Annotated in this window: 22 protein-coding genes; 11 read left to right on the top strand and 11 right to left on the bottom strand. The window is 65.4% G+C overall.

The features are described from left to right. Positions 1 to 8: 8 nt before the first annotated feature. The 5 genes from IPP28_17530 to IPP28_17510 all read left to right on the top strand — a co-directional run bounded on the left by IPP28_17530 (position 9) and on the right by IPP28_17510 (position 5,420). Complete coding sequence (locus IPP28_17530; protein ID MBL0042800.1) at positions 9 to 833, top strand: restriction endonuclease; 825 nt, start codon at positions 9 to 11, stop codon at positions 831 to 833. A 58-nt stretch (positions 834 to 891) separates the two neighbouring features. Next, positions 892 to 1,128, top strand: a complete 237-nt coding sequence (locus IPP28_17525) for a hypothetical protein (protein MBL0042799.1) — start codon at positions 892 to 894, stop codon at positions 1,126 to 1,128. Positions 1,129 to 1,164: 36 nt separating this feature from the next. Then, positions 1,165 to 1,701, top strand: a complete 537-nt coding sequence (locus IPP28_17520; GenBank protein ID MBL0042798.1) for a DUF924 domain-containing protein — start codon at positions 1,165 to 1,167, stop codon at positions 1,699 to 1,701. Positions 1,702 to 1,710: 9 nt separating this feature from the next. Then, a complete protein-coding gene (locus tag IPP28_17515) occupies positions 1,711 to 2,085 on the top strand; it encodes an HNH nuclease family protein (GenBank protein ID MBL0042797.1) in 375 nt (124 codons plus the stop codon). 224 nt (positions 2,086 to 2,309) lie between these two features. Beyond that, entirely contained in the window at positions 2,310 to 5,420 is a 3,111-nt protein-coding gene (locus IPP28_17510) for a diguanylate cyclase (protein MBL0042796.1), read from the top strand. Between the two features lie 16 nt (positions 5,421 to 5,436). Here IPP28_17510 and IPP28_17505 read toward each other — a convergent pair whose 3' ends face one another. Further along, a complete protein-coding gene (locus IPP28_17505) occupies positions 5,437 to 6,414 on the bottom strand; it encodes a hypothetical protein (GenBank protein ID MBL0042795.1) in 978 nt (325 codons plus the stop codon). A gap of 2 nt (positions 6,415 to 6,416) precedes the next feature. On the opposite strand from IPP28_17505, the gene IPP28_17500 reads away from it, so the two are divergent. Next, the gene (locus IPP28_17500) at positions 6,417 to 6,968 is read left to right on the top strand and encodes a hypothetical protein (GenBank protein ID MBL0042794.1); all 552 of its coding nucleotides are present in this window, start codon (positions 6,417 to 6,419) and stop codon (positions 6,966 to 6,968) included. Between the two features lie 32 nt (positions 6,969 to 7,000). On the opposite strand, the gene rhlB is transcribed toward IPP28_17500, so the two are convergent. Continuing rightward, the gene (gene rhlB, locus IPP28_17495; GenBank protein ID MBL0042793.1) at positions 7,001 to 8,677 is read right to left on the bottom strand and encodes an ATP-dependent RNA helicase RhlB; all 1,677 of its coding nucleotides are present in this window, start codon (positions 8,675 to 8,677) and stop codon (positions 7,001 to 7,003) included. Positions 8,678 to 8,896: 219 nt separating this feature from the next. Here rhlB and trxA point away from each other — a divergent pair, with 219 nt between their 5' ends. Next, positions 8,897 to 9,223 (top strand): thioredoxin TrxA, encoded by a 327-nt coding sequence (gene trxA / locus IPP28_17490; protein MBL0042792.1) that lies wholly within the window; start codon positions 8,897 to 8,899, stop codon positions 9,221 to 9,223. 180 nt (positions 9,224 to 9,403) lie between these two features. After that, a complete protein-coding gene (rho, locus tag IPP28_17485) occupies positions 9,404 to 11,041 on the top strand; it encodes a transcription termination factor Rho (protein MBL0042791.1) in 1,638 nt (545 codons plus the stop codon). 123 nt (positions 11,042 to 11,164) lie between these two features. Here rho and IPP28_17480 read toward each other — a convergent pair whose 3' ends face one another. Together IPP28_17480 and IPP28_17475 are read right to left on the bottom strand one after the other, a co-directional pair. Then, positions 11,165 to 11,596 (bottom strand): BLUF domain-containing protein, encoded by a 432-nt coding sequence (locus IPP28_17480; protein ID MBL0042790.1) that lies wholly within the window; start codon positions 11,594 to 11,596, stop codon positions 11,165 to 11,167. 78 nt (positions 11,597 to 11,674) lie between these two features. Continuing rightward, positions 11,675 to 13,522, bottom strand: a complete 1,848-nt coding sequence (locus IPP28_17475; protein MBL0042789.1) for a hypothetical protein — start codon at positions 13,520 to 13,522, stop codon at positions 11,675 to 11,677. A 106-nt stretch (positions 13,523 to 13,628) separates the two neighbouring features. Here IPP28_17475 and IPP28_17470 point away from each other — a divergent pair, with 106 nt between their 5' ends. From IPP28_17470 to IPP28_17460, 3 genes are all read left to right on the top strand, one after another. Beyond that, positions 13,629 to 13,826: a DUF2892 domain-containing protein gene (locus IPP28_17470; protein MBL0042788.1), complete on the top strand. Its 198-nt coding sequence runs from the start codon at positions 13,629 to 13,631 to the stop codon at positions 13,824 to 13,826. A 138-nt stretch (positions 13,827 to 13,964) separates the two neighbouring features. Continuing rightward, the gene (locus IPP28_17465; protein MBL0042787.1) at positions 13,965 to 14,648 is read left to right on the top strand and encodes a DUF480 domain-containing protein; all 684 of its coding nucleotides are present in this window, start codon (positions 13,965 to 13,967) and stop codon (positions 14,646 to 14,648) included. After that, on the top strand, positions 14,645 to 15,403 hold the full coding sequence (locus IPP28_17460; protein MBL0042786.1) for a hypothetical protein: 759 nt from the start codon (positions 14,645 to 14,647) through the stop codon (positions 15,401 to 15,403). The genes IPP28_17465 and IPP28_17460 overlap by 4 nt, the downstream gene beginning before the upstream one ends. Positions 15,404 to 15,415: 12 nt before the next feature. Here the strand turns inward: IPP28_17460 and IPP28_17455 are convergent, their stop codons facing one another. From IPP28_17455 to IPP28_17425, 7 genes are all read right to left on the bottom strand, one after another. Beyond that, positions 15,416 to 16,345 carry a right-handed parallel beta-helix repeat-containing protein gene (locus IPP28_17455; protein ID MBL0042785.1) on the bottom strand — a complete coding sequence of 310 codons (930 nt, stop codon included), beginning with the start codon at positions 16,343 to 16,345 and terminating at the stop codon, positions 15,416 to 15,418. A gap of 51 nt (positions 16,346 to 16,396) precedes the next feature. Next, positions 16,397 to 17,911 (bottom strand): threonine ammonia-lyase, biosynthetic, encoded by a 1,515-nt coding sequence (gene ilvA / locus IPP28_17450; GenBank protein ID MBL0042784.1) that lies wholly within the window; start codon positions 17,909 to 17,911, stop codon positions 16,397 to 16,399. A gap of 47 nt (positions 17,912 to 17,958) precedes the next feature. Continuing rightward, entirely contained in the window at positions 17,959 to 18,933 is a 975-nt protein-coding gene (locus IPP28_17445; protein ID MBL0042783.1) for a branched-chain amino acid transaminase, read from the bottom strand. 23 nt (positions 18,934 to 18,956) lie between these two features. Beyond that, positions 18,957 to 19,229: an ACT domain-containing protein gene (locus IPP28_17440; protein MBL0042782.1), complete on the bottom strand. Its 273-nt coding sequence runs from the start codon at positions 19,227 to 19,229 to the stop codon at positions 18,957 to 18,959. A gap of 338 nt (positions 19,230 to 19,567) precedes the next feature. Then, the gene (locus IPP28_17435; GenBank protein MBL0042781.1) at positions 19,568 to 21,247 is read right to left on the bottom strand and encodes an acetolactate synthase 2 catalytic subunit; all 1,680 of its coding nucleotides are present in this window, start codon (positions 21,245 to 21,247) and stop codon (positions 19,568 to 19,570) included. Positions 21,248 to 21,256: 9 nt separating this feature from the next. Beyond that, a complete protein-coding gene (gene ilvC, locus IPP28_17430; protein ID MBL0042780.1) occupies positions 21,257 to 22,294 on the bottom strand; it encodes a ketol-acid reductoisomerase in 1,038 nt (345 codons plus the stop codon). A gap of 36 nt (positions 22,295 to 22,330) precedes the next feature. Next, positions 22,331 to 23,974 carry a dihydroxy-acid dehydratase gene (locus IPP28_17425; protein ID MBL0042779.1) on the bottom strand — a complete coding sequence of 548 codons (1,644 nt, stop codon included), beginning with the start codon at positions 23,972 to 23,974 and terminating at the stop codon, positions 22,331 to 22,333. Positions 23,975 to 24,104 lie beyond the last annotated feature (130 nt).

The following is a 24,104-nucleotide window of genomic DNA, read 5'->3' as shown; positions in this document are numbered from 1 at the left end:
TGGGACCGTTGTTGGATGCGCTCCGTGCGCTTGGTGGTGAAGCGAAGCCCGCAGAAGTTGGTGAATGGATTGCCGGAAAATTGAAGGTTCCGGAAGAAGAGCTCGCAAAAATCAATCAGAACAAGCGGTCTCGATTCGCTAACCAAGTGGCCTGGGCTCGACAGTTTCTGGTTTGGGAGGGTTTGCTCGATGGATCTCGTAGAGGGGTCTGGTCACTGACATCGAGCGGGTGGAAGGTTCACCTCACGCCGGATCAGTCGCGCGGAATCGCTGCTAGATGGGGAAAGATCCACGCGGATGCAAGAAGAGCAGAAGAGTCTAAGCAGACGCCCAGTGATTCTGCAGATTTAGCCGCCATACCGGATGAGGAGGTCTTCGAGGATGTTTTGCTCGCCACGTTGCGCGGGCTCCCGGCTAGAGGATTCGAGCTCGTTTGTGTTCAGCTCTTGCGCCGATGCGGACTCGAATCGGTCGAGGCTACCCAACAGTCTCGGGACTTCGGAATCGATGGATTTGGAACGCTACGATTGAATCCCGTCGTGACCGTTCGTGTCGCCTTTCAGGCCAAGCGGTACAAGGATGTCGTTGGGCGCGAAGTCGTAGCTCAATTTCGCAACGACATTTCGGGGTTGGCCGAGAAGGGCGTCATCATCACGACGGGTCGATTTACAAAGGACGCGCGCGCCGAGGCAACGATGCCAGGACGCAGCCCTATCGAACTTATTGATGGTGAGCAACTGGTCGCGTTGTTTATCGAGAAGGAACTTGGTGTGAAGCCCCGCACTGTTCACGATGTTGACGGTGAGTTCTTCGCCAGATTCCGAGGGGCGTAACTTCGTTGTGTGTGATCAAGTATCTTCGCTCTCGCGAGGAGAGAGGCGAGGTGATTCGATGTATTTCCTGATCGACTACGACCGCAGTGCAGGCAAGTTGATGTCGATGACTCCTTTCGACGCCAATCAAGCCGCACTTGCCCGTTCGCAGCGTCTGACCTTGGAGTTGGAACACAACGCCGCTGGTCGGATTCGCGAAGTCGTCATCTTGCAGGCGCCTTCCGAAGCGCACATCCGCAAGACCCATCGCCGGTACTTCGAAACCTTGGAAGAACTGGTGAAGCTGGCGGGTTGATCGGCGCCGCGTCCGTTGTTGTCCGGGGCACCGCGAATGCACCATCCTGTTCTCGATTTCTGGTTCCGCGAGATCGATCCGGCGCAGTGGTGGCGGGTCGATGCGGCGTTCGATGAACTGATTCGCAGCCGTTTTCTCGACCTGCATCGGCAGGCGGCGGCGGGCGAGTTGTTCGCTTGGCGGGCGACGGCGCAAGGACGATTGGCCGAGATCATCGTGCTGGACCAGTTCTCGCGGAACCTGTTCCGCGGCACGCCGGGCGCGTTTGCGCAGGACGGTATGGCACTGGTTTTGGCGCAGGAAGCAGTGGCAGCGAGCGCGCACGAATCGCTGATTCCGGTCGAGCGTGGTTTCCTGTTCCTGCCCTACATGCACAGCGAGTCGCGTCGGGTTCATGTCGAGGCCGAGCGCCTGTATCGCGAGTTCGCGTTGCCCGGGAACCATGACTTCGAATTGAAGCACCAAGCCATCATCGACCGCTTCGGTCGGTATCCGCACCGGAACGCGATCTTGGGGCGGGCATCAACGGTCGAAGAAATTGAATTCCTGAAACAACCCGGTTCATCGTTCTGAGGTACACCCATGTCCACCCACAAACCCATCGACGAAGCCAAGCTCGACAAGATCGTCGCCGATGCAGCGAAGGCGAAGCGCGAGCGTGAGGGCGGTTATCGCGAGCGCGCGCTCGGCCTGTATCCGTGGATCTGCGGACGCTGCGCGCGCGAGTTCACGCGGGTGAACCTGAGCGAATTGACGGTGCACCATCGCAACCACAATCACGACGACAATCCGGCGGACGGCAGCAATTGGGAACTTCTGTGCCTGTATTGCCATGACAACGAGCACCAGCGCCAGATCGAACATGACGCAGGCGCCACCGGCGTCCGCGAGACACCGACGGCGGGCGCCACATCCAACCCGTTCGCGAATCTCAAGTCGCTGTTGCGACGGGGTTGATCGCGCATGAACGGGCGTTGTCGGGCCACGATGCGGACGACGCCGCGATGGATGCGATCGATGCCGCCGAAGACGAAGGTGATGACGAATCCGCATTGAAGCCTGGTCGTCGCGGCGAATGCGACGACCGGCGCTCTCACGGCGTCGGCGCACGGCCCTTTCCATCGCGCTCGTTCGGTCGTTAAATCCGGAGACCGCGCCGCGGTAAGGGGGATGCATACGCGATGGATGCCCGGAAGTCGTCTGCGATGTTCGTGCGCGCCCTGATCCGCGCATGGGCCGGGATCGGCATCGTGCTGCTTGCAGGCATGCCGCTGGTGCGCGCCGAAACGGTCCATGCGCCGGCACGGACAGTGCAGCTGGACATCGCGCTGGCGCCACCCGGTCGCCTGCCTTGGGTCAGCTTCGACGAACGCAGCGGCCTGCCTCAGCACACGATTGTCGATCTGGTCACCGACGAACGCGGCTTCGTCTGGGCAGCCACCCAGGATGGCGCGGCACGCTTCAACGGCCAGGATTGGGACACCTTGACCTTGCCGCCCGAGATGCATTCGAACTATCCGCGGGTCATGCGGGCCGCACGTGGCGGCGGACTCTGGATCGGCACGTTCGACGGCGGCTTGGCACGATGGACCGGACGTGGCTGGGAGGTGTTCGCGCAGAACGCGGCATTGCCGAGCCGACGCATCCGCGGCTTGCTCGAGACCGGGGAGGGCGACACACCTGATCTGTGGATTGCGACCGATCGCGGCGTCGCGCGATCACGCCAGGGGCAGTTGCAGGTCTTCGGGCTGGACGAAGGGCTGCCGAACCTGGACTGCGAGGCGATGATCGAGAGTGATCGTCTCGGCGGTCCGCGCCAACTGCTGGTCGGCACCGCCGCGGGCCTGGCCAGGTTCGATGGCGCCCGCTTCGTATCGGTGCCGGTCCCCGAGTCGCTGCATGGCCATCGCATCGACGACATCATCGAGGCCCCGGGCTTGTCCGGCGGTCCGGCATTGTGGCTGGCGTCGTATGGCGGCGGCATCGCCATTTACGAGGCGGGTGCGTGGACGATGCTGGATACCGCATCGGGACTGCCAAGCAATGTTGAAGTGTTTGCGGCGTCTCAAGGCCGACGATGGTTCGCCGGCGCTGTGGATCGGCTCCGAGGGTGGACTGCTGCGTTTCGAGCATGGTCGGTTCACGCGCTACGACGAGCGCAGCGGCCTGCCGATCCGCATCATCTGGAAGGTCATGGAGACGGTGTCGCCGGGGGGCTGCGCACCTTGTGGCTGGGCACGTGGGGCGGCGGCGTGGTGCGCCTGTCGCCGAATGTCTGGCGCACCTTCGACGCCGCCAGCGGCTTGCCCAGCGGCGCCGTGACCTCGGTGCTGCTGACCCGCGATGCGGCCGGCGCCGACGTGATCTGGGCGGGAACGTCGGACGGTGAGTTGGCGAAATGGTCCGGTGACCGCTTCGTGCCGGTCCCGCTGCCGCAGCCGTTACGCCACACCATCCTGTTTTCGTTGCTGGAAACGCGCAATGCAGCGGGTGCGCCGGTGTTGTGGGTGGCGTCGTTCGGAGGCGGCATCGGCCGTCTGGAGGACGGCCGATGGACCTTGCTGGACACCCGTGGACTGCCGAACCGTCGGGTCTACCAACTGGTCGAATCGCAGGCCGACGACGGTGCGACCGTGCTCTGGGCGGCGACCGAGGGCGGACTCGCCAAGCTCGAGCAGGGCGTCTGGAAAACCTTTCGCGAAGGCTTGGAATTGCCCAGCACGATCGTGACCCAGGTGCTGGAGACCACCGCCGACGATGGCTCGCGAACGCTCTGGGTGGCGACCAGCAAGGGCGTGGCGCGTCTGCATCGCGGGGCATGGGACACCTTTGATCGCAACGACGGTTTGGCCAGCGACAACATCCTGTCGCTGCAACTCGCGACCGACGCTGGCGGCGTGCGCTGGTTGTGGGCGGGCACGCTGTCCGGCGGTGCCTTGCGCTTCCGCGTGGACGATCCGAACGCGCCGCCCGAGGTGTTTTCGACCCGGGGTACGCCGGCCTTGCCGAGCGACACCGTGCAAAGCATCGCTGCCGATCAGTCCGGGCGCATCTATCTCTGCACGACGCGTGGCGTCGCTCGATTGACGCCGCGGACACCGGACGTCCTCGATGGGTCGCGCTTCGGTCTGGAGCTGATTTCGCTGGAAGACGGACTGCCGAGCAGTGATTGCCAGCAAGGCGCGCGCCTGGTCGATGCCGATGGGCGCATCTGGTTTGGTACTGCGCGCGGACTGGCGATGTACGACCCGCGGCTGGAACGACCGGATGATCGTGCGAAGCCGTTGTGGATCGACCGCGTCGAACTGTCCGACGGGCGCCTGCAATTGCGTGGCGACGACGTGCTCGACCACAGCCAGCGCAACCTGAGTTTTTCGGCATCGTTGCTGGCGCATCGCGCCGAGTCACGGATCCGCTATCGCTTCCAGCTCGAAGGCTTTGATCCGCAGCCGGGCGCATGGCAGGAAGCACGGCGCAAGGACTACACGAATCTCGGTGCCGGGCAGTATCGCTTCGTGGCTTGGGCGCGCGATGCCGGCGGCTTCGTCTCCGGACCGGTCGGGTTCGCATTCACGATCCGGCCGGCCCCTTGGCTGAGTTGGTGGGCGTATGCCGGGTATGCCTTGCTTCTCGCTCTGCTGGCACGCGTCCTCGTGCACTGGCGCGTGCGGGTGCTGGCCGAGCGCAACCGCGTGCTGGAGAACGAGGTCGCGCTGCGCACCCAGGATCTGGTGGCGGCGCGAGACGAACTGTCGCGGATCGCCAGCGAGGACGTGCTCACCGGCGTGGCCAATCGGCGCCAGTTCGGGATCGCGCTCCAGCAGAGCTGGCGCGCTGCCCAGGACGGTGCGCGGGCAATCACGCTGGTCTTGATCGATGTCGATCACTTCAAGCGCTACAACGACCATTACGGACACGGGGCCGGCGACGTCTGCCTGCGCCGGGTTGCGCAGGCGATCGCCGGGGCCTGCCCGGCCGGCGGCCTCGTCGCGCGATATGGCGGCGAGGAGTTCGTGCTGATCATTCCGGACGCCGATGCGGTGCCGGTCGGCCGGATGTTGCAGGCGATGCTGGCGGCGGTCGAGGCATTGGCGATCGCGCACAGTGCGTCGGTCAATGCGGCGCACGTGACCGTCAGCATCGGTGCGGTGACGGTCCTGCCGACGGCCGAGGATCATGCCGAGTCGGCGCTGCAGCAAGCCGATGCCCTGCTCTACGAGGCCAAGGCGCAAGGCCGCGGCCGCGCTCTCTATCGTCATCGTGACGATGAGGTGCGCGTGCTGTTGCCCTGACGCGATTGCATCGTGCTCACTGCACGGATTCGTAACCGTCGCAATAGATGTCTTCGGCGTAGTCCATGCAGCGACCGCTGACCGGAATCGCATGATGTTCGCAGTGCGCGGCATCGGGCGTCGACGCGCAGTCGAGCAGGATGTCGGGATTGGCAGTGTCGGCGGCGGCGGTCGCGATCGATGCGATGACCAGCGGGTCGCCGCCCTGGCGCGACACGACGCCGCGCGCGATGTTCACCCGCACGATGCCGGAGCCGCTGCCATTGACCGGCAGGCCGGCACTGCGGCTGCATTTCACGGTCTGGCCGAGCGCGACGGTGCCGCTCGCGACGCAGGCGGTCATGGCGTAGCCGCTGCCCGCCTGGATGGATGAATAGCCGAAGCCCGGTGGCAACTGCAGCGACATGTAGGAATTGCCGGCACCGAGATTGCCGTTGTTCTTGTAGTTGACCGTGATGGTGCCGGCGTCATTCTGGATCGGCATCACCGCGGCGGCGTGCGCCATGCTGAGAATGTCCAGACGTGCCGCGGGTGCCGGCTCGGTCGTGAACGACGCCGAGAAGCAGCCGAGTTGCGACGGGTTCACCAGGCAATCGGTCGGGATCGGCTGCGGTTCGCGATTTCCTATCTCGGTTCGGATCGTCAACGGGCCGGGGATCGGGATGGTGTCGGCGACACGGATGTTGAAGATCGGTTGATTGCTGCCGACGATGCCGTTGTTCGTCGTGCAGGTCGTGGTGCTGGCACCGCTGCAGGTCCAGGTCGCCGGTGCCACGTTGATGTGACTGAGGTAGGTGACGCCGGTCGGCCAGTGGAGCTTCATCGTGAGTGGCGCATTGCCTTGGTCGAATCCGATGTTGCGCACCCGTACGCGCGCGCGCTCGTCGTCGCCCGCCGTCAGGATGTTGTCGTTGTCGATGGTGATCTGGTCGACGTAGACCTGCGACTGCACGATGGTGATGATGGTCTTTCGCGCACTGTGTGGTGCCGCCATTGGTGGTCACGCAACTCAGCGGGACCGGCAACGGGTACTGCGCATTTTCCATGGTGCCGGTGAATTCGGTCGCACCGATTGGTGCGTTGTCGGCGATGTCGACCTCGAAACCCAGAGAAGCGGAGAAGAGCGCCGTGGTCCAGTTGGTGTTGCGCACGCACACCACGTCGCGCGGCGTCACCGGCGCGGAGCAGGCGAATCCGCCGCTGCCGCCACCGGATCCCGGCGTGAAGCTGACGCCCGCGGGCAGGGTCATGCGAAAGGTGATCGGTGGGGTCAGGGTGGCGCCGGAAACATTGATCGCGGTCAATCCGACACTGTTGATGCCACCGCTGCCGAAGGTGCCCGTGCCCATCGGGTCGCGAATGACCAGGTTCATGCCGACCATCTCCGCCTGGGCGTTGCCGGCGAACAGGGCCAGCAACGTCAGGCGAACAAGTCGTATACCGATCAATCGCAGACGCATGACACGCTCCGGAGGCTGGCCGAGAGTCTGGCCATCGCCCCGTACGGTGTCAGCCCCGCGAATCGGGGGGCGTCGCGAGGACCGGTGATCGCAACCGATGCTCGCAGACGGCGATGGCGGTCAGCGGCGCCGGCCCGGCATCGGCAGGCGTTGCACGATCTGCTTGATCTTCTGCTTCAGACGCGCAAAGAACGGGGTCTGATCGGACACCACCGGAATCTCGGCGGTGATCGGTTGCTGGATCGCGACCGAACCGCTGGCTTCGACGCGCTCGCCACGCGGCTTGCGGCGGCGGCGATTGCGACGGCGCTCGGCTTCGGCTGGCGATTCATTCGGAGCGGCGTCGTCTGCTCGCGGCAGCGGTGCCGGCTGCGACTGCGGGCGAGGACCTTCATGACGCGGCTTCTGGCCATCGCGGCGCTGTTCGCCACTGCCGGATTTGCGTTCGCCGCGCGGACCGCTGCCCGTCGACCCGGAGGAACCCGTCGACGACCGACGGCTACCTCCGGACTTGCCATCGCGGTTCTTGCGGTCGCGGTCTTCGCGGCGCTTGGCTGCGGCGGCATCCAGCACTTCCGCCAATTCACTCCGGCCTTCGCCCGGTGCACGTTCGCGCTTCGGCGGCGCCACCAGCATTTCCGGCGTGATCGATTCGAACGGAATCTTCTGCTCGATGAATTTCTCGATGTCGGGCAATGACACCGCGTAGTCCTCGCAGGCGAAGCTGATCGCATCACCTTCGGCGCCTAGGCGAGCCGTGCGGCCGATGCGGTGCACGTAGTCTTCGGCGTCATGCGGCAGGTCATAGTTGAAGACGTGTGTGACGCCGTTGATGTGCAAGCCACGCGCGGCGACGTCGGTGCCGACCAGCAGTTCGAGTTCACCCTTCTGGAACCGGTTCAGCAGCGACTCGCGCTTCTTCTGCGGTACGTCACCACTGAGCAGTCCGACCTTCCAGCCCTGCGCTTCGAGTTTGCGCGCGACGCGTTCGGCGGCAATCTTCATGTTCACGAAGACCATGCCGCGCGGATTGCCGACCTGGTGCAACAGATGCAGCAGCAGCGGGATCTTTTCGTCGGCAGCCGGGTAGTAACCGACCTGGCGCACGCGCGACACCGTCACCGACTCGGATTCGATGACGACCTTTTCCGGTTCGTTCATGTGCTCGTAGGCGAGCTCCAGCACGCGATGGCTCAATGTCGCCGAAAACAGCAGGTTCTGGCGCTCGTGCGGGTCGGGCATGCGTCGCAGCAGGAAGCGGATGTCCTTGATGAAGCCGAGATCGAACATGCGGTCGGCCTCGTCGAGGATGACGACGTCGACGGCGCGCAGCGACACCACATGCTGTTTGGCGAAGTCGATCAGGCGGCCGGGCGTGGCGATGACCACATCGACGCCACCAGCCAGCAGGCTGCGCTGCTTGTCGTAGTCGACGCCGCCGTAGATCAGCGCCATGCGCAGGCCAAGTTCGCGGCCGATCTGTTGCGCATCCTTCTCGATCTGGATGGCCAGTTCGCGCGTCGGCGCCAGGATCACGGCACGCGGCTCGTTGTCCTTGCGGTCGGCGCGGGCCGGCTTGGTGAGCAGCCGATTGAACATCGAGACCAGAAAGGCGGCGGTCTTGCCGGTGCCGGTCTGGGCCTGGCCGGCGACGTCGCGTCCTTGCAAGGTGATGGGCAGCGACATCGCCTGAATCGGGGTACAGCGGATGAAGCCGGCGCTTTCGAGACCCTTCAGCAGATCGGGATGGAGGCTGAAATTCTCGAAGCAGACATCGGTCAGTGGTTTGTCGGACATTCTTTTTCTGTTGCCTTTCGGGTGCGGCCTTGTTCGGCGCGGAATCGCCCGCAACTCCGCGGGCAGGTCGGGGACGCGCTTGATCGGTCCCCGGGTGGGGGCGACAATCCGACGCCCCCGGCAAGCGCGCGGTGCCGATCCAGAGGATCAAGGCCGTCGCGCGACCCGCCGAGTGTACCGCAAGTCCGGCGCAAGTCCGCGCCCATCAAGGAGATTTCTGTGAGCGACCGCATTGCCCATGCCGACGACAACACCTTCGACGCCACCGTCCTGCAATCCGACGAACCGGTTCTGGTCGATTTCTGGGCCGAATGGTGCGGGCCTTGCAAGATGATCGCGCCGATCCTGGACGACGTCGCCGAGAGTTATGCCGGGCGCCTGAAGATCGTCAAGGTGAACACCGATATCGCCCAGAAGACCCCGCGCAACTACGGCGTGCGCGGCATTCCGATGTTGCTGCTGTTCAAGGGCGGAAAGGTGCAGGCGACCCATGTCGGCGCACTGTCGAAGTCGCAATTGACCAGCCTGATCGACAAGAACCTTTGACCTTGTACCGACCCGGCCTTCGGGCCGGGCCGCTTGTGCCCGCCGCAATGGCGGTGCTAGTGTTCATTCCCGTCTGAACGCGACGACACCGTCGCGCGTGACGCAGCCGCAGAGGGTGGCTGCGTTGACCGGAACGAGACGTTCCGCTGCTCCAACTCCCCACGAAACCTATCAGCGCTGATGCGCGAGACTCCCGTGTCCGAAAATACTCCGGTGCCAGACACCGATACGCCCGTTTCCGAGTCGCGCAAGTCGACTTCCGAGGCTGCCCAGGGCGGCAGCGAATCCCAAGACAACAGCCCGCGCCAGGAAGGCGGCGAGGGTGGCGACGCCGGCGAGAGCGCCGGGCAGCGCATGTCGCGGCGCGAACGCTTTCGCAAGCGCTTCAAAGACAAGGACAAGGATCGCGATCGTGGTCCGCGCAGCAACAATAACAACGACGGCATCCCGGCCGACCAGGGCGACGGCGAAGGCGCCGGCAATGGCGGCAACGGTGAACGTGATTACGCGCCGCCGCAATTGCGCGCGAACTACACGATTCCGACCGATGCACCGACCAGCCTGACGGCGCTGAAGCGCCTGTCGCCGGCCGCATTGATCGATCTCGCCGAACGCATGGGCATCCAGGAAGGCGTGGCCCGCGCGCGTCGCCAGGATGTGAACTTCTCGATCCTGAAGGTCCTGACCCGTACGCCGGAGGGCATCGATGCCGAGGGCGTGCTGGAAATCCTGCAGGACGGCTTCGGCTTCCTGCGCGCGTTCGAAGCCTCGTACCTGGCCGGGCCGGATGACGTCTATGTCTCGCCGAGCCAGATCCGCCGCTTCAACCTGCGCACTGGCGACTACATCACCGGCAAGATCCGCTCGCCGAAGGACGGCGAACGCTACGTCGCCCTGCTCAAGGTCAACGAGATCAACGGCGAACCGCCGGAAGCCAGCAAGAACAAGGTGCTGTTCGAGAACCTGACGCCGCTGTTCCCGCGCCAAGCGTTCCATCTCGAGCGCGGCAACGGTTCGTCCGAAGACATCACCGGCCGCATCCTCGACCTGATGGCGCCGATCGGCAAGGGCCAGCGCGGCCTGATCGTCTCGCCGCCCAAGGCCGGCAAGACGATGCTGCTGCAGAACGTCGCCCAGGCGATCGTGCACAACCATCCGGAAGCGCACCTGATCATCCTGCTGATCGACGAGCGCCCGGAAGAAGTGACCGAGATGCAGCGCTCGGTGCGCGCCGAAGTGATCAGCTCGACCTTCGACGAACCCGCATCGCGCCACGTGCAGGTCGCCGAGATGGTGATCGAACGCGCCAAGCGCCTGGTCGAGCACAAGCGCGATGTGATCATCCTGCTCGACTCGATCACCCGCCTCGCGCGCGCCTACAACACGGTGGTGCCGAGTTCGGGCAAGGTGCTGACCGGCGGCGTGGACGCGAATGCATTGCAGCGACCGAAGCGCTTCTTCGGCGCCGCGCGCAACATCGAAGAAGGCGGTTCGCTGACCATCATCGCGACCGCGCTGGTGGAAACCGGCTCGAAGATGGACGAAGTGATCTACGAAGAGTTCAAGGGCACCGGCAACATGGAAGTGCACCTCGACCGTCGCATCACCGAGAAACGCGTCTATCCGGCATTCAACATCAACCGCTCCGGCACGCGCCGCGAAGAGCTGCTGATTGATCCGGACCTGCTGCAGAAGATCTGGATCCTGCGCAAGCTGTTGCATCCCATGGACGAGCTCTCGGCGATCGAGTTCCTGCTCGACAAGATGAAGGACACGAAGACCAACGACGAGTTCTTCAAGTTCATGAAGCGCGGCTGAGACACCGTCGTCATCGCGCTGCAACGCGGCGCGGCGATACTGATGTCACCCGCCGGCACGCGGGATTGCTCGTGCCACGCAAAGCCCGCGATCAGCGGGCTTTGTGCTTGTCGGCAGATCGTTTCACGCTGCGTCGCGCAGCCGGATCGAGCGCGACTTCAAGGCCAGCAGGAAATCGAGGGCGGCGTCGGCGCCGAGTTGCTCTGGGTCGAAGCGATCGTTGCTGCCGTACTGCAGCAGCAGGTCCGGCGCCATCGCCTGGCTGCTCAGGTAACCCATGGACCAGTCGCCGAACTGGCGCTTCGAAACCTCGTCGTAGCGCAGCAGCAGCGCGCCCTCATGACGGGGGTCGCGCAGAATGCGATGGTAGGTCTCGTTCACCGCGCCGCGTTCGCCTTCCAGGCATTGCAGGAAGAAGTTGGCGTTGAAGCAGAGCGCACCGGTGACCCCGTCGCGGGCGTTGTTGAAGCGAGACACATCGACGATCGAGGTGATGGCCGTGCCGTGCACGCCGGTCACGACGCGGCTGCAGTAGATGAGTTGGACGAGGCGCATGACGGAGTCCTGAAAGAGAGGCGCACTAGTCCAGCATCTGTCAGGTGAATGCGTTGTCGTGTCGGCGTGATCGGTTTGTCAGGGCGACGATGCGCAATCCGGATGCAACACCGCCGTGATCCATTCACGGGTGTTCTGCGAGCGTTCGGTCTGCGCGGCGAGTGCGCAGTCGGGCATGACGACCAGGATGGCGTTGAAGCGGTCGTGGCGGCCTTCGTGCAGCACGCCCAGGAAATCGACCAGTTCCGCGTCGCTCCAGGCGAGGATGCGGCGATGGACCGGGGCGAGCAGGGCGGCGGTCGCGAGCTTCAGGGCGCGGTCGTGGTCCTTGTGGCCGAAGTCGACCGGGTCGGCCGCGAGTTCGGCATCGGTCAGGCCGAGTCGCTGCAGCAGTTCCGCCGCGCGCGCGCTTTGCGGTGTCCAGCGCAGCAACAGGTCGGGTCGCTCCGGTGTCGGCGTGGCGAGCGGCACCAGATACTCGTGCTGGCGCGCCGACAGTGGCGCCGCGCTGCGGAACACGATGACGACGGCGCTGGCGAGATCGGTATCGAAGCCGAGCCATTGCGGAATGCGCGCCGAGTGCGCCGCCCACCATGGCGAAGCTGCGACCAGCGCGGTCATCACGACCGCACCAAGCCCGATGCGGCCGCCGAACAGCCACAGCGCGCCCGCGATGACGGCCACGAAGGCACCCATCACCAGCAGCGGAATCAGCGCCGCCAGCGGCACCTCGCGCTGCGCCTGTCGTTCGGCATCGGCCCAGCGCTTCAGCATGGCCGATGATGGATCACCGTGCTTGTAGGCCATGGTCCAGTCTGGGGCGGCCGCGAATTGCAGCACGGCAAGATGGTCGATCGGCTGGTCGGCGGCTCTCACGAGATCGCGTTGCGACGCGAGTGTCTTGTCATCGCTGCTGGGTCGCGTGTCGATCTCGGTCCAGTCGAGTTGTCCGTTCGCGTTGCGCCAGGCCGGTGCCGCTTCCGCCGGGATCTGGAATTCGAGCCAGGGCAGGCCGATCGAGCGCGCCAGTGGCCACAGTCGCGATTCGGGCAGCATCCACAGATCGACGTCCTCGCTGCTGCGCCACCAGTTCTCGTGTGAACCACCGCTGTCGTCCTGCCAACGCACGCCGAGTTCGATCCAGGCCTTGCCATCGCTGTGGTGCAGCGCACGCTCCTCGGCATTCGGCGCGCGCACGAGGATGCGGTAACGAATCAATTCGCCGGCTGCGGTCGCGTCATAGGGCGTCTGCTCGACCAGGGCCTGTTCCGGACTGCGCAGCAGATGCACGCCATTGCCGACGACCACCAGAGCAATGGCAACGACCAGCAAGGCCGGGGCCAACCTGAGCCGCATCAACACGCTCGCCGCGGCGGTCTCGGCGATCAACGCCGGTGCGGACTGATGTTCGCGCGCGCGCGGTGCCGCCGAAGGATTTGCGCGCCACGCTTCGATCTGGGCCAGGGCGGCGTGCACCTCGCCATCGCTGCCGCCGACGAAGCTGATCGTCGAATGCTGCTTGCCCGAGTAGTTGAGGCGCAGCCCCGGCGGCATTCGGGCGACGAGTGCTTCGGCGCCGGTCACGGCCGATGGCTGCCACGTGCTGCGCCAGATCGTCACCGACCCGATCCGATACAGGCGCACCATCTGATCGCATTCGAAGCGGTACAACAGGCTGCCGTGGCGGTCGAACCAGAGCAGCACGGCGAACAACGTGGCTGCGGCGATCAGCGTGCGCGCGCCGAACACATAGGTGACGGCCTTCGCGGTGTCGTCGAGCCCGCCATCCAGCCACATCGAGCAGGTCGGGATCGCCAGCAGCAGCAGCGCGACGATCGACAGGAAACGCAGGAACCCGGGCACCGGCTCGACGATCTCGAAACCGCGTGGCGTGTGTTCGGCCGTCGTGCGTGGCGTGCGGGACATGTGCGGATGCTAGCTCAGGCGATTGCCCCGCCGTCGGATTGATGCGGGTCAATTCCGAATCTCCGGTTCGGCGCAGAATCGGGTCCACCTCTCGGGAGCAATCGCCATGAAGAAGAACGTCGGTTCCGTCGATGCGATCGTCCGCATCGTCCTCGGCCTGGCCATCATCGGGTTCGCCTTCACGCTCGAAGGCCCGATGCGCTGGATCGGCCTCGCCGCATTGATTCCGTTCGCCACCGCTGCGGTCGGCTTTTGCCCGCTGTACATGCTGCTCGGTCTCACTACCTGCCCGCTGAAACCTTAAGTGGGCCGGACGTCGGCCTGGCCGATCGATTTCCGGGCGCAGGTGAATCCACCGGACAAGTGTGTACGACTGCGAACGACTTGATGCCGTGAGCGGGCTGACTTGTCAGACTGCGCGTCTTCGTTGCTGGAGATGCGCATGTCCGACACCCTCGATGAATCGCTGAAGTTGACCCCCGCCGAAGCCCGCATCATCGGCTGCCTGATCGAGAAGGCGGTGACCACGCCGGAATCGTATCCGCTGACGGTGAACTCGCTGGTGCTGGCGGCGAACCAGAAGACCAGTCGAGAACCGATCATGTCGATCGAAGAGGGCGAGGTCGGGCATGCCTTGCGCGAACTCGAGGATCGCAGCTGGGTGCGTGTCGTGCACGGGTCGCGCGCACACCGTTACGAGCATCGCATCGAGGACAAGCTCAGCGTGACGCGACCGCAACGCGCACTGCTGTGCCTGCTGATGTTGCGTGGACCGCAGTCCGCCTCGGAGCTGCTGACGCGCAGCGAGCGCCTCGCCGACATCGGTTCGCTTGACGAGCTGAAACTGGTGCTGGAGCGGCTGCAGCAGCGCGGTTTCGTCGCCAATGTCGGGCGTGCGGCCGGGCAGCGCGAGGATCGATTTGCGCAACTGTTCTGCGGGCCGGTCGAGGCGCAGGTCCGGGCCGAGCAGCGCGACGACGAGGCCGGTGCCGCGAGTGCGGGATCGTTGTCTGCACGCGTTGCGGCGCTGGAGCAGATGGTCGCGGAGCTGTCGGAACGACTGACGTCGCTGGAGCGCGGTGGCGCCGCGCAGGCGACAACGGACGATGCTAGCCTCGCGCCATGACCTCCACTACGCCGCGCCGCTGGAAACTTCGTGCTGTTTCGGTGCTCGCGCTGACCGCCTCCGGGTGGGCCCTGGCGGCCGAGACACCGGTGTCGATCGTGGCCTCGGCCTGTCCGGCCATCCCGGCCAATCGCCTCGTCAACATCAACACGGCGCAGTCGCTGATCGCCGGCCAGAGCATCGTGCTGGCGGTGGCGGTGGATTCGGCCGATGCGCCGGATCTTGTCGTCAGTGGCCCTGCGGGCGTCGCCTGGAGCACGCTGGGCGGACACAAGTCGGAGACGAGTGATCGCAGCGTGTTGTTGCTGCGTGGCACGGCGACGCAGGCGGTCGCCTCTGGCGCCGGGTTCACGCTCGGATTCAGTCAGGTGGAAGCCGCAAGGTCCGTCTGTGTGCGCGGCATGCGTTATACGAGCTTCATCTCCGGTGGTTCAGCCAATCTGACCGACGGGCAGGCGCAGGGACTGGCCGCCGACTCCCCGGTCGTCGATGGCAAGCAATCGGTTGCGGGCGGCATGGCGATCGCCGCTTTCATTTTCGAGGCGAATCCGAATGCGTTGACGCTGACCCCCGGTACCGCCGTGTCCGACGGGGGTGCGTGCAATGCAGCACTGAATCTGTGTCTGCGTGTCGCCCATCAGGGCGATGTCAGCGGTGCCGCCTTGATCGGCATCGCACCTGCGTCGACCAGCAACTGGCAGGCGACGCTGGCGGTGTTGAACGCGCCCGGCCTGTTCAAGGACGGTTTCGAGTGAGCGCCCAGCGCGCTATTGCATCGATGTCGGCGACACGCTGCCATTGCTGACGTTGCCGATGATTCGATTGTTGCCGTAGGAATTGACCACGGCATTGTTGCTGGTGATCACGCCGGTGGAATTGCCGCTGATCGTGCTGTCACCCACTCGCACGATGGTGTTGCCCCCCGACGCGCTGATGCCGGCCGCGCCGAAATCGGTGATGCGGCTGCCCTCGACCATCACGCTGATCACCGGGCCGGGCGACGGGACCGTCGGCAGCAGCAGCAGGCCATCCTGCAGGCCGCCGCTCAGGGTCGTGTTGCGCAGGTAAACCTCGGCGGCACCCGTCACCAGGACGCCGCGATTCAGGGTGTCGATCTGGCTATCGTTGATCGTCAGGACCACGCTGCTCGCAGTCGGCGCGACCCGGATCGCCGCTTCGTCCGCCGTGTCCGCCACGTTGCGGATCGTGGTGCGCAGCAGCGAGACCTGGGTCGCGGCAGAGGTCGCGATTTCGACGCCGATGTCACTGGTCTCGATGATCACGTCCTCCAGTGTCACCTTGCTTGCCGCCAGAATTCGCACACCGAACGTGCCGATCGTCGTGCCGGCACCATTCAGTCGGATATTGCGCAGTCCCACGTTGCACGCCGCAGCACAATTGACGATGACGCCTGACGTGTTCGCATTCAGGATGCTGCCGAGATCGCCGTCACTTTGCAGCGTGATGGACTTCGTAATCGTCAACGTGCCATAGCCGCCCGGGTCGAGCACGCTGATCTCGCCGCCGGCCGCGGTCTTGCTGATCGCGCCGGCAAAGGTCTTGCACGGCGCCGTGCGCGAGCAGGGATTGACATCGTCACCGACCCCGGACACCCAGGTGCGCGTGGCCTGGGCGCTTGCTGTACCGGCCATCATGAATGCAACAAGAGCGATCAAGGTGTGCAGGTAGCGGCGCATGACGTATCTCCTTCGATCGCCATAGCGTCGCATGAAATCGGCGCGACCGCGCTAAAGAAATGCGCGATACGCCGGATTCATTGTCTCGTCTACATGCGGATAGCCGAGGTCGGCCAGATGTTGTGCGAAGGCCTCGCGGGTGCCGGCCGGCACCTGGATGCCGGCGAGTACGCGGCCGTAGTCCGAGCCATGGTTGCGGTAGTGGAACAGGCTGATGTTCCAGTCGGTGCCGATCGCGTCGAGGAACTTCAGCAGTGCGCCGCGGCGCTCCGGGAACTCGAAGCGGAACAGGCGCTCGTCGGCGATGCCCGCGGCCTTGCCGCCGACCATGTAGCGCACATGCAGCTTGGCCATCTCGTTGCGGCTGAGGTCTTCCACCGCCAGGCCGGCGGCGCGAATCGCATGAACGACATGATTCCGGTCGTCGCTGCCCGGGTCGATGGCGAGGCCGACGAAAATGTGCGCCGCGCCGGCATCGCTGTAGCGATAGTTGAACTCGGTCACCGCGCGCGTGCCGATGACTTCGCAGAAGCGCTTGAAGCTGCCGGGCTGCTCGGGGATGGTGACGGCGAGCAGCATCTCGCGCTCGGCACCGAGGTCGGCGCGTTCGGCGACATGGCGCAGACGATCGAAGCCCATGTTGGCGCCGCTGACCACGGCGACGCAGGCGCGTTCGCCGCCGTCGTGTGTTTGCAGCCAGCGTTTCAGTCCCGCAACCGCGAGCGCACCCGAGGGTTCGGCGACGACGCGGGTGTCCTCGAAGATGTCCTGGATCGCCGCGCAGATCTCGTCGGTGGACACCAGCACGATCTCGTCCACGAAGTTGCGCACGATGCGAAAGGATTCATGGCCGATCTCGCGCACCGCGGTGCCATCGGCAAACACGCCGACGCGCGGCAGGCGCACCGGTCGGCCGGCGGCCAGCGCGTCGTGCAGCGTCGGTGCGTCTTCGGATTCAACGCCGATGATGCGGATGTGCGGATACAGCGCCTTGGTGTACGCGGCGATGCCGGCGATCAGACCACCGCCGCCGACCGGCACCACGATGCAGCCGATCTCGTCGCCATGACGTTGGCGCAGGATTTCCATCGCGATCGTGCCCTGGCCGGCGATCACGTCCGGGTCGTCGAACGGATGCACGAAGCTGAGGCCGTCGCGCCGTTCGATCTCGCGTGCATGGGTGTAGGCGGCGTCGAAGTCGTCGCCGTGCAGCACGATCTCGCCGCCCAGATCACCGACCGCGTTGATCTTGATGCGCGGGGTCGTCGTCGGCATCACGATGACCGCGCGCAGTCCGAGTCGGCGCGCCGCGAGCGCGACGCCCTGGGCATGGTTGCCGGCCGAAGCGCAAATGACGCCGCGCGCACGCGCCGTCGCATCCAGCGTGGCGATCTTGTTGAACGCACCGCGCAGCTTGAACGAAAACACCGGCTGCTGGTCCTCGCGTTTCAGCAGTACCAGCGCACCGAGCCGCTTCGACAGGCGTGGCGCACGCTCCAACGCCGATTCGATCGCGACATCGTAGACGCGTGCCTTGAGCACGCGACCGAGATAGTCGGCGGCCACCGTCGCCGGGGAGGGCGAAACGGGTGCGACGGTGGCCGCCGGATCCGTCATGCGAGCGCGGTGGCGAGGTCGTGGTGGACTTCGATCTCGCCGCCACCGACGTGTTCGAGCCAGCCCCATGCATCATGTGTGCTGCCGTTGAACAGACCGAAGAAGGCGTCCTGGATCTCCGCGGTGATCGGGCCACGGCTGCCGTTGCCGATGGTCAGTCCGTCGATCGAACGGATCGGCGTGATCTCGCAGGCCGTGCCGGTGAAGAAAGCCTCGTCGCAGACGTACAGGGCTTCGCGCGGCAAAGCCTGCTCGCGCACCTCGTAGCCGAGCTGGCGGCTCAGGTGCAGGATCGAATCGCGGGTGATGCCGGCGAGAATGGCGGCGCCGGTCGGCGGCGTGTACAGCACGCCCTTCTTGACCAGGAACAGGTTCTCGCCGCCGCCTTCGCTGAGCATGCCGTCGACGTTCAGCGCGATGCCTTCGTGGTAGCCGTGGCGCGCGGCTTCCATGCTGATCTGCTGGCTGCTGAGATAGTTGCCGCCAGCCTTGGCCGACACCGGCAAGGTGTTCGCGGCGGGTCGTTGCCACGACGAGATGCAGGCATCGACACCCTTCTCCAGCGCCTCGTTGCCGAGGAAGGCCGCCATCTCGGTCGCGGCGATCGCGACTTCGACGGGCGCATCCGGATTCGGCGCCAGCGAATAGCCGATCATCCCGCGATAGGCGATCGGTCGCAGATAGGCGCCCTTGGTCAGGCGGTTGTTGCGCACGATCTGGCGACAGGCCTCGTGCAGGTCACCGAGTCCGTAAGGAATGTTCATGCGGTGGATGCGCGCCGACTCGTACATGCGCTCGAGGTGATCGGTGAGGCGGAAGATCGCGGTGCCCTTGGGCGTCGCGTAGGCGCGAATGCCCTCGAACACCGACGAGCCGTAGTGCAGGCCGTGCGAGAGCACGTGGATCTTCGCGTCCTGCCAGGGAACGAAGTGGCCGTTGTGCCAGATGTATTGGGTGGCTTTGAAGGACATGGCGAAAGCCTCGTGGTCAGGGTTCAGGCGACGGCCGCGAGTTGCGGCATGCGGCGCGGTTGGGTTTCGGTATCGAGGAAGCCGACGACGTCGTAGAGCTTCTCGACCTGACGCTTCAGCGTCTGCACGTCGCGCGAGGAGCTGAGCTGCATCAGCACGATCCAGGTGTCGGCGTCGCGTGGCTGCGTGGTCAGGCCGGCGATCTCGAAGCCGCGACGTTGCACGGTGCCGAGCAGACGCAACAGGGCGCCTTCGCTGCGGCTCAGAACCAGTCCCAGTGCATGGTTGTCGTTCATCGTGCTTCTCCGGTCAGTGTGATGCGTCGATTGCGATTCTTTCGGGACCCCAAAACGCGAAACCCCCGCTTCCTTTCGGAGCGGGGGTTTCGGTTGTTGTCCTGATGGGGTGGTCTATTGCGTCAGGTCAAGCACTCGTCCCGCTCCGGTGAGGGCGTAATGAGTACAAGTACGAGTACCAGCGCAACGAGCTTCGCGACCGACGCAACAACCGCCGACACCGGAGCGGTGTTCGCGATCTGCTGCATCGTGGCGCGGAAATTCATCATGGGTCCGAAGCTATGTTTGGTCGTGTAGTGCTGTCAAGCGGATTGTTCGATACGGTTCATGAAGCTTTGTCATGTCGCCTGCGCCTCGATCATCTGCGCGTTCGACTTGCCCGGCGGCACCAGCGGCCAGACGTTCGCCTTGGCGTCGATCTTCACGTGCAGCAGGAACGCGCCGGGTGCATCCAGCAAGGTGCGCAACGCACCTTCGACCTCGTCACGACGGGTGATGGTCGCGGCCGGAATACGGAAGGCGCGTGCCAGTTCTGCGAAATCCGGGTTGTCGGACAGGTCCACTTCGCTGTGGCGATCGTTGAAGAACAGCGTCTGCCACTGCCGCACCATGCCGAGGCCGGCATTGTCGAGCAGCACGATCTTGATCGGGATGCCGTAGCGGAACAGGGTCGCCAGCTCCTGGATGTTCATCATGATCGAGCCGTCGCCGCTGACGCAGACCACGGGTGACTCCGGACACGCGAGCTTGGCGCCGATCGCTGCCGGCAGGCCGAAACCCATGGTGCCGAGCCCGGCGCTGGACAGGTGATGGCTGATACGCGCGAAGCGGCAATGCTGCGCGACCCACATCTGGTGCTGGCCGACATCGCAGCTGACGATCATCTGCGGCCCGCCCATGTCGCTCAGTTGCTTGAGCAGCAGCGGCGCGTAGATGTCCTCTCCGGGCGCGTCGTAGCGCCACGCGTGTTTCGCGCGCAGACCCTGGCAATGCGCGCGCCACGGGTCGATCTTCAACGGCATCGCGATCGCGTCCAGACTGCGCGCCAGATCGCCATGCAGCGAGACATCGGCGCGGCGCAGCTTGCCAATCTCCGCTGCGTCGGCATCGAGATGGATGACCTGGGCCTTGGGGGCAAACGTATCCAGCTTGCCGGTGGCGCGATCATCGAACCGTGCGCCGACGACGATCAGCAGGTCAGCCTCGTCGACGGCGAAGTTCGCGGCCTGATTGCCATGCATGCCGAGCATGCCGAGATAGAGCGGATCGTTCGCGTCGACGCCGCCCAGGCCTTTCAGCGTGCACACCGCGGGTGCGCGCGTGACGTGGTGGAACTTCTGCAGGGCCGCTTCCGCATGGGCGATGCCGACGCCGCCGCCGGCATAGATCACCGGGCGCTGCGCGGCGGCGAGCAAGGCGCGCGCCTGGGCGATGTCGCGGCCATGCGGCGCGCCCGGATGCTGCTCGATGCGCGTGCTGGCCCGTGACCTCGCCTTCGCCACGGTGACGTCTTTCGGCAGGTCGATCAGCACCGGTCCGGGTCGGCCTTCGGCGGCGATCGCGAAGGCTTCGCGAACGGTCGCGACGATGTCCTCGGTGCGGCGCACGACGAAGCTGTGTTTCACGATCGGCAGCGACATGCCGAACACGTCGACTTCCTGGAACGCATCGGTGCCCATCAGGTGCGTCGGCACCTGACCGGTGATCGCCACCATCGGCACCGAGTCGAGGTACGCATCGGCGATGCCGGTCAGCAGGTTGGTCGCACCGGGTCCGCTGGTCGCCATGCACACGCCGACGCGACCGCTGGCGCGCGCATAACCGACCGCCGCCAGTGCCGCGCCCTGTTCATGGCGTACGAGGATATGACGCAGCTTCGAGCCGACAAGGGCGTCGTACACCGGCATGATGGCGCCGCCCGGATAACCGAACAGCGTGTCCACACCCTCGGCTTCGAGGGCATGGATCAGCCATTCGGCGCCGCTTCGGATCTCGTCGTGCTCGTCACGTTGGGTCATGGCTCGGGCTCAGGCGGTCGCAGGTTCTTTCGCGGTGGCAGGGGCAGGGGCGGCTTCGGCATGTGCCGCGCGCTTGGCCGGATCGAGCCAGGGCATGCGGGCACGCAGGCGGGCACCGACGGTTTCGATCGGGTGGTCGAGATCGGCCTGCTTCAGCGCCTTGTAGTTGGCATTGCCGCTGCGGTATTCCGCGACCCATTCGCGCGCGAACTGACCGTTCTGGATCTCGCGCAGGATGTCGCGCATGTTCTGGCGGGTCGCCGCATTCGCGATGCGCGGGCCGCGCGTCAGGTCGCCGTATTGCGCGGTCTCGCTGATGTAGCGATGCATCTTGGCCATGCCGCCTTCGTGCAGCAGGTCGACGATCAACTTCAGTTCATGCATGCACTCGAAATAGGCGACTTCGGGCTGGTAGCCGGCTTCGACCAGGGTCTCGAAGCCCTGCACGACCAGTTCGGTGACGCCGCCGCACAACACCGCCTGCTCGCCGAACAAGTCGGTTTCGGTCTCCTCGGCGAAACTCGTGGTGATCAGGCCGCCGCGGGCACCGCCGATGCCGTGCGCATAGGCTTGCGCGCGCGTCAGTGCCTGGCCGGAGACATCCTTGTGCACGGCGACGAGGCAGGGCACGCCGTGGCCGGACTCGTATTCACGACGAACGAGGGCGCCCGGGCCTTTCGGCGCGACCAGGATGATGTCCCATTTTTCGCCCGCGTCGATCTGCTTGAAGTGGATGTTGAAGCCGTGCGCGAACAGCAGCGCGCCGCCGGGCTTGAAGTTCGGCGCGATGGACTCTTCGAAGACTTTCGGCTGCTGCATGTCGGGCGTCAGCAGCGCGATCAGGTCGGCCTTGCCTGCAGCGTCGCCCGGCTCGAACACGGCCAGTCCGTCCGCCTGGGCCTGATGCCAGCTCGGGCCGTTCTTGCGCGCACCGACGATGACCTTGAAGCCGGAGTCGCGCAGGTTCAGCGCATGCGCGCGGCCCTGGCTGCCGTAACCGATGACGGCGATGGTTTGTTCTTTCAGCGGGGCGTTGATCGGGCTCATCTTGCGTTTCTCCTCGGGGGTTCGGTGGGAATGAATTCAGGGATTCGTGATCGCGCCCTGCGACGCGGATCCGACCAGTCGGGCGTATTTCGCCAGCACGCCGGTCGTGGCGCGTGGGGGCAGCGGTTTCGGAATGCGATTCGTGAGGTCGGCGAGGCAGTCGAGGCGACGTGTCTCGACATCGATGACGATCGTGTCGCCGTCGGCGATGGCCGCGATCGGCCCGCCGCGCGCGGCTTCCGGCGACACGTGGCCGACCATCAGTCCGTGCGTGGCGCCGCTGAAGCGACCGTCGGTGATCAGGGCGACGTCGCTGCCGAGACCGCGACCCATCAGCGCCGCAGTCACCGCCAGCATCTCCGGCATGCCGGGCGCGCCGGCCGGGCCTTCGTGACGGATCACGACGACATCGCCCGCGCGGATCGCGCCGGCTTGCACGGCCGCGAATGCAGCGGCTTCGCCGTCGAACACGCGCGCCGGACCTTCGTGGCGCATCCGGCCATGACCGGCGAGCTTGACGACGCAGCCTTCGGGCGCCAACGAGCCGCGCAAGATCGCGAAGCCGCCGCGTGGCTTCAGCGGTTGCGTCAACGGATACACCACCGGCTCCGGCTGCGGGTCGAGTTCGATCTCGGACAGCAGCGCCAGCATCGAATCCCCCTCGACGGTCGGATGGTCTTCGAGCATGCCTCCGTCCTTCAGCATCTGCGCGACGCGTGTGGTGCCGCCCGCTGCGCTGAGCTCGATCGCGGTGTAGCGACCGCCGGGCTTGAGGTCGGCGATGACCGGTGTGATCGCCGAGATCGCGTCGAAGTCGTCGATCGACAACGGCACCTGCGCCTCGTGCGCGATCGCGAGCAGATGCAGTACGGCATTGGTCGAGCCGGCCGTCGCGGCGACCAATCGCGCGGCGTTGCGAAACGCCGCCGGCGTCAACGCCTGGCGCGGCGTAAAGCCGCGGCGGTAGCAGTCCATCACCAGCTTGCCGCAGTCCTCGCCGGCACGGGCGCGATCGACATGGATCGCCGGCAGGTCGTTCGCACCGAGCGGCGATAGGCCCAGCGCCGTCATCACCATCGCCATCGTGTTCGCGGTGAACTGGCCACCGCAAGCCCCGGCGCCGGGGCAGGCGTCTTTCTCGACCGAGAGCAGTTCGGCGTCGCTTATCTTGCCGGCCGAATGCGCGCCGACCGCCTCGAACACTTCCTGGATGGTGATGGGCTTGCCGTGGTGCACGCCGTGCGCAATCGAGCCGCCGTAGAGGATCACCGTCGGCACGTCGATGCGCGCCGCTGCCATCGCCGCCGCCGGAATGGTCTTGTCGCAACCGCAGAGGATGACCATGGCATCGAGGCTGTGACCGTTCACCGCGAGTTCGATCGAATCCGCGATCCAGTCGCGCGACACCAGCGAGGCACGCATGCCGGCGGTGCCCATCGCGATGCCGTCGGTCACTGCGACGGTGTTGAACTCGATCGCGGTGCCGCCGTTCGCCTCGATGCCGCGGCGCACGTGCTGTGCGGCGGCTCGCAACGTGAAGTTGCACGGCGACACATCCGACCACGAATGCACGACGGCGACGAAGGGCTTGGCGATGGCCGCGTCATCGCGCCCGGTCGCGCGCAGCATCGCGCGGGCGGGGGCGTGGTCGGGGCCGTGCTTGATGGCATTGCTACGCATCCGGATCTCTCTGCAGTGGAGAAACCGGACCCCAAGAACGCGAAAACCCCGCTTCCTTTCGGAGCGGGGTTTTCGTGGAGTCCTGATTTCGTCGTCTTACATCAGGGCTGGCACTCATCCCGCTCGGCAA

The organism is Lysobacterales bacterium (genome assembly GCA_016721845.1).
Classification (GTDB): Bacteria; Pseudomonadota; Gammaproteobacteria; order Xanthomonadales; family Ahniellaceae; genus JADKHK01.
This window is presented reverse-complemented; position numbering and strand designations above follow the sequence as displayed.

Coding starts and splice junctions, on each gene's coding strand:
- IPP28_17480 (MBL0042790.1), bottom strand. CDS start 11,596: ATGCGCCTCGTCCAACTCATCTACTGCAGCCGCGTCGTGACCGGCGTG.
- IPP28_17470 (MBL0042788.1), top strand. CDS start 13,629: ATGAAGAAGAACGTCGGTTCCGTCGATGCGATCGTCCGCATCGTCCTC.
- IPP28_17445 (MBL0042783.1), bottom strand. CDS start 18,933: ATGTCCTTCAAAGCCACCCAATACATCTGGCACAACGGCCACTTCGTT.
- IPP28_17515 (MBL0042797.1), top strand. CDS start 1,711: ATGTCCACCCACAAACCCATCGACGAAGCCAAGCTCGACAAGATCGTC.
- IPP28_17455 (MBL0042785.1), bottom strand. CDS start 16,345: ATGCGCCGCTACCTGCACACCTTGATCGCTCTTGTTGCATTCATGATG.
- IPP28_17520 (MBL0042798.1), top strand. CDS start 1,165: ATGCACCATCCTGTTCTCGATTTCTGGTTCCGCGAGATCGATCCGGCG.
- IPP28_17525 (MBL0042799.1), top strand. CDS start 892: ATGTATTTCCTGATCGACTACGACCGCAGTGCAGGCAAGTTGATGTCG.
- ilvC (MBL0042780.1), bottom strand. CDS start 22,294: ATGAGCCCGATCAACGCCCCGCTGAAAGAACAAACCATCGCCGTCATC.
- IPP28_17510 (MBL0042796.1), top strand. CDS start 2,310: ATGGATGCCCGGAAGTCGTCTGCGATGTTCGTGCGCGCCCTGATCCGC.
- IPP28_17475 (MBL0042789.1), bottom strand. CDS start 13,522: ATGTCCCGCACGCCACGCACGACGGCCGAACACACGCCACGCGGTTTC.
- rhlB (MBL0042793.1), bottom strand. CDS start 8,677: ATGTCCGACAAACCACTGACCGATGTCTGCTTCGAGAATTTCAGCCTC.
- IPP28_17465 (MBL0042787.1), top strand. CDS start 13,965: ATGTCCGACACCCTCGATGAATCGCTGAAGTTGACCCCCGCCGAAGCC.
- IPP28_17425 (MBL0042779.1), bottom strand. CDS start 23,974: ATGCGTAGCAATGCCATCAAGCACGGCCCCGACCACGCCCCCGCCCGC.
- IPP28_17460 (MBL0042786.1), top strand. CDS start 14,645: ATGACCTCCACTACGCCGCGCCGCTGGAAACTTCGTGCTGTTTCGGTG.
- rho (MBL0042791.1), top strand. CDS start 9,404: ATGCGCGAGACTCCCGTGTCCGAAAATACTCCGGTGCCAGACACCGAT.
- IPP28_17435 (MBL0042781.1), bottom strand. CDS start 21,247: ATGACCCAACGTGACGAGCACGACGAGATCCGAAGCGGCGCCGAATGG.
- IPP28_17505 (MBL0042795.1), bottom strand. CDS start 6,414: ATGGCGGCACCACACAGTGCGCGAAAGACCATCATCACCATCGTGCAG.
- IPP28_17440 (MBL0042782.1), bottom strand. CDS start 19,229: ATGAACGACAACCATGCACTGGGACTGGTTCTGAGCCGCAGCGAAGGC.